Annotated in this window: 13 protein-coding genes; 10 read left to right on the top strand and 3 right to left on the bottom strand. The window is 24.6% G+C overall.

The window, feature by feature from the left end:
- Positions 1–220: 220 nt before the first annotated feature.
- Both pdxT and pdxS read right to left on the bottom strand, forming a co-directional pair.
- Complete coding sequence (gene pdxT, locus J7M87_RS15840; protein WP_291652431.1) at positions 221–829, bottom strand: pyridoxal 5'-phosphate synthase glutaminase subunit PdxT; 609 nt, start codon at positions 827–829, stop codon at positions 221–223.
- Positions 810–1,685 carry a pyridoxal 5'-phosphate synthase lyase subunit PdxS gene (gene pdxS, locus J7M87_RS15835; protein WP_365845921.1) on the bottom strand — a complete coding sequence of 292 codons (876 nt, stop codon included), beginning with the start codon at positions 1,683–1,685 and terminating at the stop codon, positions 810–812. Before pdxS ends, pdxT begins: the two co-directional genes overlap by 20 nt.
- A gap of 772 nt (positions 1,686–2,457) precedes the next feature.
- Between pdxS and J7M87_RS15830 the strand changes: the two genes are divergently transcribed.
- The 3 genes from J7M87_RS15830 (at position 2,458) to J7M87_RS15820 (ending at position 5,297) form a co-directional block, all read left to right on the top strand.
- Positions 2,458–2,649 (top strand): hypothetical protein, encoded by a 192-nt coding sequence (locus J7M87_RS15830; protein WP_291652429.1) that lies wholly within the window; start codon positions 2,458–2,460, stop codon positions 2,647–2,649.
- Positions 2,650–3,081: 432 nt separating this feature from the next.
- Positions 3,082–3,525: a hypothetical protein gene (locus J7M87_RS15825; protein ID WP_291652428.1), complete on the top strand. Its 444-nt coding sequence runs from the start codon at positions 3,082–3,084 to the stop codon at positions 3,523–3,525.
- Positions 3,526–4,805: 1,280 nt separating this feature from the next.
- The gene (locus J7M87_RS15820; protein WP_365845918.1) at positions 4,806–5,297 is read left to right on the top strand and encodes a class I SAM-dependent methyltransferase; all 492 of its coding nucleotides are present in this window, start codon (positions 4,806–4,808) and stop codon (positions 5,295–5,297) included.
- Between the two features lie 55 nt (positions 5,298–5,352).
- On the opposite strand, the gene J7M87_RS15815 is transcribed toward J7M87_RS15820, so the two are convergent.
- The gene (locus J7M87_RS15815) at positions 5,353–6,450 is read right to left on the bottom strand and encodes a diguanylate cyclase (RefSeq protein WP_291652425.1); all 1,098 of its coding nucleotides are present in this window, start codon (positions 6,448–6,450) and stop codon (positions 5,353–5,355) included.
- A gap of 853 nt (positions 6,451–7,303) precedes the next feature.
- Here J7M87_RS15815 and J7M87_RS15810 point away from each other — a divergent pair.
- From J7M87_RS15810 to J7M87_RS15785, 7 genes are all read left to right on the top strand, one after another.
- On the top strand, positions 7,304–7,531 hold the full coding sequence (locus tag J7M87_RS15810; protein ID WP_291652423.1) for a hypothetical protein: 228 nt from the start codon (positions 7,304–7,306) through the stop codon (positions 7,529–7,531).
- A 280-nt stretch (positions 7,532–7,811) separates the two neighbouring features.
- Complete coding sequence (locus J7M87_RS15805) at positions 7,812–8,687, top strand: PHP domain-containing protein (RefSeq protein WP_291652420.1); 876 nt, start codon at positions 7,812–7,814, stop codon at positions 8,685–8,687.
- Between the two features lie 148 nt (positions 8,688–8,835).
- Positions 8,836–8,982 carry a hypothetical protein gene (locus J7M87_RS15800; RefSeq protein WP_291652418.1) on the top strand — a complete coding sequence of 49 codons (147 nt, stop codon included), beginning with the start codon at positions 8,836–8,838 and terminating at the stop codon, positions 8,980–8,982.
- A gap of 7 nt (positions 8,983–8,989) precedes the next feature.
- Positions 8,990–9,163: a hypothetical protein gene (locus J7M87_RS15795; protein ID WP_291652416.1), complete on the top strand. Its 174-nt coding sequence runs from the start codon at positions 8,990–8,992 to the stop codon at positions 9,161–9,163.
- Entirely contained in the window at positions 9,147–9,278 is a 132-nt protein-coding gene (locus tag J7M87_RS20460) for a hypothetical protein (RefSeq protein ID WP_365845908.1), read from the top strand. The genes J7M87_RS15795 and J7M87_RS20460 overlap by 17 nt, the downstream gene beginning before the upstream one ends.
- 481 nt (positions 9,279–9,759) lie before the next feature.
- On the top strand, positions 9,760–11,556 hold the full coding sequence (locus J7M87_RS15790; RefSeq protein ID WP_291652414.1) for a WG repeat-containing protein: 1,797 nt from the start codon (positions 9,760–9,762) through the stop codon (positions 11,554–11,556).
- Between the two features lie 216 nt (positions 11,557–11,772).
- A complete protein-coding gene (locus J7M87_RS15785) occupies positions 11,773–12,438 on the top strand; it encodes a hypothetical protein (protein WP_291652412.1) in 666 nt (221 codons plus the stop codon).
- The last annotated feature ends 68 nt before the right edge of the window (positions 12,439–12,506 follow it).

The raw sequence follows: 12,506 nt of genomic DNA, 5'->3' as shown, positions 1-12,506 counted from the left end.
TATTTTAAATTCTGCACTATAAGCTTTGTGCTTTATTGACATAAAAAATCACCCCATTATGTAGATTGTACACGACCTTTTATTGACTGTCTACATAATGGGGGTAAGACCAAAACGCGAGCCCCTTAATAAAAATAACAGATTATCCTTATTAAGGCAATAAACATTACTTAAAATTGAATAAATTTTATATTAAATAGATTTCTGAGACTGAGCCTTTTTAATTAAATTTATTTTTAATGCAAATATCTATAAAGTATTTATGAAATCTTAAATCAGAAGTAAGCTCTGGATGAAATGAAGTAGCTAATATATTTTCTTCACGAACTGCAACAATATTATTATCAATGGATGCTAAAATTTCAACCTTAGGAGATAGTATTTTGGATATATAAGGTGCTCTTATAAATACCATAGGAAATTCTTCAGATGAATCTATTGAATTTATAATATCTTTTGCTACAAAACTATCAATTTGCCTTCCATAAGCATTTCTTTTTACTCTTATATTAATTAGAGAAAGTTGTCCAATTTCATTATTTTCTATTTCTTTGGATAATAATATCATGCCAGCGCATGTTCCCCATATTGGTAATCCTTGTTTAGCTTTTTGTATAATTTCTGAGTCTAAATTTGTTAATTTAAGTAGCTTTGAGATTGTTGTGCTTTCTCCTCCTGGTAGAATAAGACCATCAATTAATGATAAATCTAATGCGTTTTTAACTAAAATAGCTTTACAACCAATGGATTCAATATGATTAATATGTTCACTGACACCTCCTTGAAGTGCTAAAACTCCAATTATTAAACTACCAACCTCTTTTTGCATATCTATCCTCAAGACTTTCAATTGTTAATCCCTTCATAGCTTCTCCAAGACCAGAAGATACATCTGATAAAATTTTTGCGTCATTATAATAGGTAACAGCTTGCACTATAGCTTTTGCTCTTACTTCAGGATTTTCAGATTTAAAAATACCAGAACCAACGAATACACCATCGCTACCTAATTGCATCATAAGAGCAGCATCAGCAGGTGTTGCAATTCCACCAGCAGCAAAGTTAACAACAGGTAGTTTACCATTTTCATGAACATATAAAATTAAGTCGTAAGGAGCATTAAGTTCTTTTGCTATAGTCATAAGCTCTTCTTTAGAAGCCGATTGAACTTTCTTTATATCTGAAATCATAGTTCTTTGATGTCTAACTGCCTCAACAACATTACCAGTTCCAGCTTCACCTTTAGTCCTAATCATTGAAGCACCTTCACCAATTCTTCTTAGAGCTTCTCCTAAATTTCTAGCACCACAAACAAAAGGTACATTGAATTCATGCTTATTTATATGATATAAATCATCAGCATGAGTTAATACTTCACTTTCATCAATATAATCAATAGCTAGGCTTTCAAGAATTTGTGCTTCAACAAAGTGACCGATTCTAACCTTTGCCATAACGGGAATAGATACAGAAGCTTGAATTTCCTTAATCATTTTAGGATCAGACATTCTAGCAACTCCACCTTCTTTTCTTATATCGGAAGGTACTCTTTCAAGTGCCATTACAGCACAAGCTCCAGCCTTTTCAGCTATAATTGCTTCTTCAGGCGTAGTAACATCCATAATCACTCCACCCTTTAACATTTGTGCAAGATTTTTATTTAATTCATATTTACTCATAACAATCTCCTTTAAACACTTAATACCTGTAATTACATTAAATAGATAATAATACTAAAATTAATATTACGCAAATGTATCGATACAAATAAATTACATGGAAGGATGATATCTTCGTTAATTTAATTTAACTAAGTTTAAAATCATTTAACCTTAATTTAATGTATTTGCAATTTATATATGATAATATAAATTAGATACAATTAATAAGATAAATATTATTAAAAAGTTAACATGCTTATTTATATAAAATGACTGAAGATCATATTATTTAACTTAAAGATATGATCTTCTATCATTTATAATATTTTTTATAAATAAATTTTTATATATAATATAAATGAAGTTGAAGTAAAAACTACTATAATAATAATTTTTTACATTTATCTATTTACAAAAAATTGGAAAAGATATATAATAGTAAAGTGATATTTTTTCAAATAAAATTAAGGAGGTAGGGTTATGTTTATAAACTTAAAATCTAATAAAAATAAAACTGAATATAATCTATATTTTATTAGTAGCTCTACCAGTGGAGATAATCTGTAATTTTTGCGGAATATTAATTTGTTAATTGTGCCACCATGAGTTATTATGCTCATGGTTTTTTTATGCACTTAATTACTAAATAAAGTGATATTTAATGACTCTGGGTAAACTAGGGTCATTTTTATATAAAAATAATTTAAAGGAGGATGCTATTAAATGATGAAGTTAAAAAAAGTTAAAGAAAACCCAATGAAAATAGGTGACAAAAATAGAAATGGAGGAATTTTATATGTTTATTATCGGAGAATTTATTAATCCAACTATGGTTAACAATGAAAAAAGTGATATAGATTTTGAAAGATATTGCAAAGATGAAAGATTAAGTTCAATGGAAATTAGAAGTGAAGTATATAAATCATCTAAAAATGAAAAAAATAAATTATTAAAAGAATTTAAAATGTTAATAAAAAGAATATTTTAGTATATAAAAAATATAATGAAGAAACTCAACATCATTCTTTTATGTTGAGTTTTTTTATAAATTTATGTTAAATAATCATAATAGAAAATAAAAGCAGATTAAATAAATGTTCTTGGAGATTTTGTTGTTGGAATTAGCTGTTTAATATTAACAATTGTGCCATAAGAACAACGCTTAGAAGTAATCCAGCAAGAAAAAATTAAAAATAGTAGTGGGGGAACGGAGGATTAGTTAGATTAAAATAATATTATATTTTTTCATATTGGTTAAAAAAAATAAAAATGGTATAATATAGTAGAAGATTTATTATTATCATAATTTGAAAAATAATACTTCTGAGTATATATATTAATGTTTATATAAAATATATTAATTATGTAAAAATAATAGATAAGATATTCTTATAATGTGTTTTAAATGGAGGATGAAAAGATGGGCGTTGCATTTAAAGATGTAAATTTTAGTAGATTGGTAGACAAGCTTAGTCCCTGTTGCCTTTCTGAGAATGTGTGTGGAGGATGTGAAAGAGAAACCTGTTTAGTTGGATATGGAACAGAATGTATTAAAAATTGTATGATTAATAAAGTTACATATGTAATAGATGGATGTAAAAATATTCCCATTATGGATACAAGAATATATGATAAAGAGTATATAATGGATGGAGTTGCAGATATTCTAAGAACTTGCAAAAGTTGTAAAGAAAATCATTTTGAGAATTGTGTTGTAAATATTTTAAGAAGCTGCTATGAAGTTATTTTATTTGGAGAAGAAAAAGAATATAAGGGAAGTGCTCTTGTATATTTAAATGACTTAAAAAAATCTAATTCTGAATTGGCAGATAAACTATTTCAAAAGTATATGACTAGAGGTTAAATTATAAGGATTTTAATATAAAAGGTAACTAATTTATAAATTTATACTTATAAAAAGAAAAATAAATTTAAAGAAATATTATTATAAATATATCTATTTCGACAGATTCTAGATATTTAATAAAAGTGTTTTAGCCTAACATAGAACTTAGATCTGTGTTGGGCTTTTTATTATTTTATTAGAATAAAAATAATAAAGTTATATTTTAAAGTGTTTTATTGATGTGGATAAAGAGCTAAATTCATTTAGTTACATAATTTAAAATATAATTAAGAATATGTATAATAATTACATTTAGTGTAAAATATTGTACAATTTATATATTAAATATTATTATTTAAGCTTAATTGGAGGAGAAAGTATGTACAAGTGTGAAATCAAGAGATTTGATTTAGTATTTGAAAAAGAAATAAATGATTCGTTATAAAATTTAATTGGGGATTATATAAAATGAAAAGTTTATAGAAATGCACACAAAATTTTGTATAGTTTTTGGTTGTAGAATACTATTTGCTTTATTGAAATTTAATGATGATAGCATAATAATAGACTCTACTATTATTATAGTTTTAACTTTATTTTTTGTGCATTTTCAATATTAGATTAAACTAAATTTAATAACAAAAATAAGTGTACTAGTTCTATGATTTTCTTCAAACACCTGTAATTAAACACTGTTAGTTTCTAATATTTTTTGGACTGTATATTTATTTTAATCAAATATAAAATAAATATTGAATATAGTGTTTAGATAAAGTTAAAAAATAAGAAATTAAGTAAGATATACAATCTATATTAATATTTGATAAGCTAAAGATGATTATATGAGCGAATAGAAATAGTTTATAGCAGATATTATAGAGAGGTGGACTATAAAATCCACCATTTAATATTAGTTTATTATTTAAAAATTATAAGAAATTAATTCATAATATTCTTAAAACCAAAAGCCTCCACAGAAGTTGTTAAATCCACAACATCTATTGAATCTACAACATCTACAACATCTACAGCATCTGCAGCAGCATCTATTAAATCCCCAGAATGGCATACTATTCACCTCTCTATAATCTATAATTTAATATATTCTAAGAGTCACATAAGTGTTACTAGGTATACATTAATATTTCAATTTGAAATTATAGTAAAGTAAGTTGGTGATTATGAAGATATAAGATTTTTAAGCAAGACTTAGGATTAACTAAAAAAAATTTCTAAAGACTTATTAAAAATTAAGTTAACTACAAAAAATATTTAGAAATAGATAAAAATCTTCATTAATTGAATATATTAAAATGTCTATAGAAGATATAGATTACGAAAAAAATAGTTTTGATGTTGTAATTAGTTCGTTAGCGTTTCATTATATAAAATCTTTTGAGGATATTTGTAAAAAGGTAAATAGATGCTTATCTAATGGTGGAAATTTTGTCTTTTCGGTTGAGCATCCAGTATTTACAGCTTGCGGGAATCAAGATTGGTATTATGATGAAGAGGGAAGCAAGTTACATTGGCCTATAGATAATTATTTTATGGAAGGGATTCGTAAAAGCAGTTTTTTAGGGAAAGATGTTATGAAATATCATAAAACATTAACAACATATATAAATGGATTGATTATAAATGGATTTGAAATAACGAATCTTATAGAACCAATGCCAGAAGAAACTATGTTAGTAGACAATATTGAGATGCAAGATGAACTCCGTAGGCCAATGATGTTAATAATTTCTGCTAAAAAAAGACGTTATATGGGGGATGAAAATTATTAGAGGGAAAAATGGAGGTCATTTGAATAAGGGGACCTCCATCATGTTTAGTAAACTATTAAGTAATAATACACATCTCACTATCGCAAACCTTGTTACGGCCACTATGTTTTGCATGATAAAGAGACATGTCAGCTTTTTTCTTTATATCTTCAAGGTTAGTAGTTGTTTCAGGATAAACTGCAATACCAATAGATACAGTAATATTTATAAATTTATTTTCACTTATATAGAAATTATGGTTTTGAACTTTGTTATTAATTCTTGATGCTATCTTAAATGTTTCATTCTTTGAAGTGTTAAATATAATTACACAAAATTCTTCTCCACCGATTCGACCTAGTATATTAGATGCATTACATGAATCTTTTAATATAGCTGCTAATTCTTTTAAAACTAAATCACCAATTGCATGACCATATGTATCATTAATTTTTTTAAAATAATCAATATCAATCATGAGACAGGATAAATTTTCATTATTTTTCAATACTCGTTCAAAAGCTGAATTAAGCATTTTATCGAAGTATCGTGTATTATAAAGACCAGTAAGAAAATCTTTTGTTGAATCTTTTTTATATGCCCTATATAATTCATTTGAGTTTTTAATGTAGTCAAGTAATGAATACTCAACTATACTTGCTAATAATATTACTAAAGAAAATTGAAGTAGTATTATTTGAAAGTTTTCTATATTTCTCAAAAGATAAGAAATGGATAATAGTATTATAACTAATGAAATTAAAGTTTTACTAAGCCATTTCATCCAATTAAGTTTAATTTTTTTATCAATTATATGAAAACATATTATGTATAGTAGTATTTGAAATGAAGCAGTAATAGAAGATATACTTAATCCAAAATGTAAAGTTCTATATATACCTATGATAAGTCCTGAAACTATGGTAGGAATAAATCCTCCAATGTATGAAGTCATCATAATCGCAAAATTTCTTAAATCTAATAATGTAGTGGTTCCTTCAATTTCAATTGTATAAATCATCAATAAAGTTCCCATAAGTCCACCACTTATTCCCAGAACTATTTTTCCCAATACGCTATTAATAATATTATTAGGGATATCTCTTAAAATGCTACCAGCAATAAAAGTAAAAGATACAAGTAATAATAAATTTATAAACAAGTCATTTATCACATTTACACCTCATTTTAGTATTAATTAAAAAATATAATAATATAATATCGTTAATTTATAATATTCTTACAAAAAAATATGCATAAAACATACGTATAATATTTTATCATAAAAAAATAATAAAATCTTTATTAATCTACAAAAATACTAAATTATGTAAATAATATTTAGATAGAAATTAAAAGAAATATAATATAAGTGTTATTTAGTTTATTAAAATATAATAAACTCTATCATTTTGTATAATTTTAAATTTATAAAATAATCAAAAATAATATATAGTTTTAAAGAGAAATATACTATGAAAAATATTTATGATATAATTTATTTACACTTATTGGAAGTTGTGAGTTTATTTTTTATAGAAGAAATTTAGATAATTAAGAAAAGTGAATTATATTATTGGTGAGATTCAATACTTTTAGTGAAAAGGAGTATTTAAATGAAGAAAAAATTAATTATAGTTAATGGCCCTATGGGAGTAAGTAAAACTATAACTTATAAGGAATTAAAAATAAAGCTTTAGAAATCTGTAAGGATTTATGGAGAATAGTGTTGGATGATTAATCCTTTTGTTGTTGATGAAGAGAATAAAAGAATGGTAATAGATAATATAACATATTTGCTTAGAGGAAACAGTGAGGAGTAGATATTAAGTGATGTAAAGCTTAATTTAAGAACTGAAGAATCTATAAATAGAAGAGCTGAGTATCTTAGTTTATATAATAATATGAAAATAAAAAATGGATTGTCTATAATGTAGATTTTATGAGATCAGCATAATGATAAGTTACTGTATTAGTAAAAGATTATGAATATTAGCATATTAAATAAGTAGAAGGAGACTAGAAAAATGGAAGATTATGAAATAATTCAAATAATACCGAATACAAAAGAAATTTACTCCGAATATAGTAGTGAGGAAAATGGTAATTTTACATTACCAATAGTATGTTTTGCTTTAGTAAAATATAATGATGGATCAAGAAAAGTAATTCCAATGGACATTGATGTAGATGGGACAATTGGACCAAAGGGGAGGGATTTTATAGGAATTACTAGTTACAAAATAGAAGAATAATAAAGTTTTAGGAGAAGATTTATGAAAAAAGGAAATACTTTATTTGGTAGAATAAATCATAAGGACAAAGATTAAAAGTTTACATCTATTGATTTTGAAAAGCATATAAACTCTATATTGATAAAATTTCTATAGAGAGAAATTAATAATTTCAATGTATAACAGATTTTAGATAATTTGTTATAAAAATTATCTATATTTGAAAAGTAATTATTATGAAATCATTGTATAATATAAATAAAATGATTTTAAATTAATAATTAGTGACGGGGAGACGGATATGAGTAAGATAGATTTGCATATGCATTCATGTTTCAGTGATGATGGAGAATATACACCAGAAGAGATTATTGATAGAGCAATTAAAAATAATGTTAAAATAATTTCTATAAGCGATCATAATTCAGTAAAAGCAGTTGAAAGAGCTTTAAAATATAGTAAGTATAAAGATATAACGGTAATACCAGGAATAGAAATAGATTGTACATTCAATGATATAAACTTACATTTACTTGGATACAATATAGATTATAAAGAAAATGATTTTTATAAAATTGAGGAAGATATTTTAATTCAAGAAAAAAATGCTTCAAAAGAAAAGATAAGATTAATCAAGGAATACACAGGTTTAAATATATGTGAAGATGATGTTCTTGAAAGATCATCAAATGGAGTTGTTACAGGGGAGTTAATAGCTGAAATACTTTTAGAAGATAATGAGAATATAAATTCTGCTATATTAAAGCCGTATTTAGAGGGTGGAAGTAGAAGTGACATGCCATATGTGAATTTTTATTGGGATTATTTTGCGCAAGGAAAGCCAGCTTATGTACCAATAAAGTTTATAAGTTTAAAAGAAGCAATTAAATTAATCCATAAACATGGTGGTCAAGCTGTAATTGCACATCCAGGTAATAATTTGAGAGAAAATTTAGATATAATAGATGAATTAATAAAAGAAGGAATAGATGGTATAGAGGTTTTTAGTAGTTATCATACAAAAGAGCAAATTAATTATTTTTATACTAAGGCTTTAAAAAATAACATAATAATAACTTGTGGAAGTGATTTTCATGGAAAGACAAAACCTAATATAGAAATTGGAAAATTTAAGTTTGAGCCTAAAGACATTTCAATAGAAAAATTAATAAAGTAGGAGGTTTCAAATATAGTAATAGTTCGAAGTAACTACTCGATGTAGTTATGATAAACTTATAGTAGACTGTATTAAGAAATTATAATTTACCATCAGTTAACTGCATCGATTTTCATATAAAATTTAAAGATATGAAAAGAGGTTAGTTATGAATTATAATCAATTAAAATATGAATGTAAAGTAGAAGAGTTAAAGGTTTTTAAAGGGTGGGATTTTTCTTATTTAATGGTAGGTGGAAAGATAAAAAGTTACCATAGGATTATAAAAAATAATAAAAGTTTATTTAAAGTCTGAATATAATTTGTTAGATATGCGTACAGGTGTTGGAGAATTTTTATTAACATTAAAACATCCTTATAAAAATACAACAATAACAGAATTATGGAGACTTAATATAGATTTATGTAAGAAAAATATAGAGCCACTAGAAATTACAGTGAAAGAAGTTTTAGAGGATAATGAACTACCCCTTTGAGGATAACACTTTTGATATAGTTATAAATAGACATGAATCATATTGTGTTAGTGAGGTAAAACGAATATTAAAAACAGATGGGATTTTTATTGCTCAGCAAGTAGGAGGAAAATAAAGATGAATATTTTCCTCCTACTTGCATTTTTTTGATATAGGAGCAGTAGTATATTTTGCAAAAATTATTGCTTTAACTATATTTAAACTTTATTAAATTATTATTTCTAAGTCATAGAAGAGGTTACTATATTAATTAGAAAAGTTAATAGAAGCAATCCAGTTAAAAAAATAGTATTTTTATATATTTTATGTTGGTTTGTGGAAAATTACTAATTAATAGAGTTATTTTTCTAGCAAGATTTTTGATTTATAAAGTTTTGTTATATAAGATGGTTGATCCAAATAGACTTTTAAAGACAGCATAAGCTCTCCAATTGAAAGTAATTATCAAGTGTAGTATATATGCAGTAATTATATATGTTATATAAAAACAATAAGTTAATAAATTTTAAATTATTTATTTAAAATGAACATAATGGTGTGTCGTATATAGAATACATAAATATAATATATTATCAATTGGATTTTTGAGGGGTTATATGAATAGAGGGAAAAATAATAAACAAAGCAAAAAGAAAAATAATAAAAAAAGAGAGTTTGATTTATTTCCTGCACTTAAAAATACTGTAGATGGAGATAGATATGGATATATAAATAAAGAAGGTAAAGTAATAATTCCATTTAAGTTCACAAGAGCATATGAATTTAATGAATTTGGATTAGCAATAATAAAAGAAAATGATAAGTTTGGAATAATTGATATTAAGGGAAATTATAATGTTAATCCTGAATTAAATAATATAAATAACTATAAAGAAGGACGGGCAATTTATACTGAAAAATCTAAGATGGGAGTTTTAGATGAAAAAGGAAATAAATTAAGTGATGCAATTTACGATTATATAGGAAACTACAATAATGGATATGCAGTTATAATGAAAATGAATGGAAAAAGCTCTAAATATGGATATATTGATTTAGATGCAAAAGAAATTACTGAAGTTAAATATATGCATGCCAATGACTTTAATGACGGGTTTGGATTGATAAAGATAAAAGATAGAGAATTTGCGTTAATAGATAAACAAGGTAATATTAGCAATACTTATAATTTTGAATATGTTGGATCATATGGAGAAGACTTAATGGTATTTTCAATTTTATTAGGGGGCCCATATGGATATATAAATAGAGATGGAAAAATAGTTATTAGTCCAATTTATTGTGATGCCAAAGAATTTAATGAAGGAGTAGCTGTAGTCAGTAGAAGTAACAACAATATAAGCTGTACACATGGAGTCATCGACAAATTAGGAAAGCAAATTTATGGTGATATATATAGTGATATAATACATTTAGGTGAAGGCAAGATTGCTTTAGGATTACCAATAGGAGATAATAGAATATTTCCAAGAAGTATTTATGCTATAGGAGATTCAAAAGGAACTCTTTTAACAAAATTTATTTATTTCGAGGTCGGTAGATACATTAATGGATTAGCATATGGTTCTGATGGTAAAAAAACATTTTTTTTAGATAGGTATGGGAAAATAGTGCAAAATCTACCTGTAGTTGAAGGAAGTGGTCAACTTAGAGTTAAAGGTGGGATTATCCATGCTAATATAGATTATTCTTCTTATTATTTAGATAAAGATAATAAATTTATTTATGAACCTAATAAGGAAATTCGTTTAGATCAAAGATATTTACTTATAATTGATAAGTATAAACCTAATATTAATTATCTCATATATATTCCACAAGTGAAAGGAATACATGACGAAAATATAGAAAAAGAAGTTAATTCAAAATTAAGACAAATGTCATTTTTTATGCCAGCAAAAGAAGAAGTGATTGGTAAGGAGCCTAATATTATAAATGATCAGGTTTTATCATATAATTATTACGGGAATTTTCAAATATTGTTTTACAAAGACAATTCATTAATAATAGATCTATTAGGATACTATTATTTACTAGGATCAGTTAATGGAACACCGATAAGAAAAACCTGCGCTATTGATTTAGTAACAGGAAAATTTTATAATCTAAAAGATTTATTTAAAAGTGATACAAACTGGAAACCTATTTTAAATAGTATAATAAGGGAATTTATAGAAAATGATGTTAGTTATAAGTATGTTTTTCCAGGTTCATTTAAAGGAATATCAGATAATCAAGACTTTTATATAGGTAAAGATAATTTATATATTTATTATCCCCCATATAAAATAGGACCTTATTCTGCTGGATTTATTACTTTTAAAATACCATTCACTCAAATAGAGGCTTATTTAAATACTCAAGGTGATTTTTATAAAAAGTTTAATAGATAGTATAAGAAGCATATCAGAATTTAAGTATTCTTATATGCTCTATTTTTATTTTCTAATAATATTATTAGAAAATATCTTAAATAATATACTCGTAAATGATGATAAGTTAAAATAAAAAATGAAAGTAAATCAAAAAACAAAGAAACAATATAAATAGAAAGAATAATATATACTATAATTAAATAAACAAAAGATATTTAGAAAGTGGGGACTAAAATGAACTATAATAATTCAAATTATAATTATGAAGATTATTTTAAAGAAATGAGTATGAATAATGAAAAATGTTCATACAATGGTTATGAAAAATATGATAATAAAGAATATATAGTAAATCTAGAAGAAGGATTACCTAATAAGAATCTTGATTTAAAAAATGAATATCAAAAGAAACTAAATAATAAAAGAAATATAGATATGTTTCAAGGCGGTCAAAATAATCAATATAATCAAGAATTAATGAAATCACAAGAGATGCAACCTTTTCAAGGAATTCAAAATTACGAAGTAACTCAAGAAATGCAAACAGTACAAAAAATGCATCACCCTATGCAATGCTCAGGAAAACTTCAATCTAAAAATCTAAACAAAGTAATTCAGATACCAGGACAAGTAAAAAAATGTAATCAGCATTGTAATATAAATGGTAAAAATTTTATTATTAATAATAAAAATTTCTTTAATAGATATTTCACTAGATATAATCACTTTTTTATAAATGACTGTAATTATATAAAAGATCATTTATGTGATTGTAATATTCTTCATTTTTCATCTCAAACTATTTATAAGGGATGTAAATATCTAGGATCAAATACAGTAGTTGCAAAGAAATGTAATAAAAAATTTAATAATAATTGTTGTTTTAACAATATCTTCTAGTTATATTTATTTTAGTTTTGTAGTACTACTATATTATATAGTAGTACTACAATTTATTATCTTTTAAC

The organism is Clostridium sp., assembly GCF_017888565.1.
GTDB lineage: Bacteria > Bacillota > Clostridia > Clostridiales > Clostridiaceae > Clostridium.
This window is presented reverse-complemented; position numbering and strand designations above follow the sequence as displayed.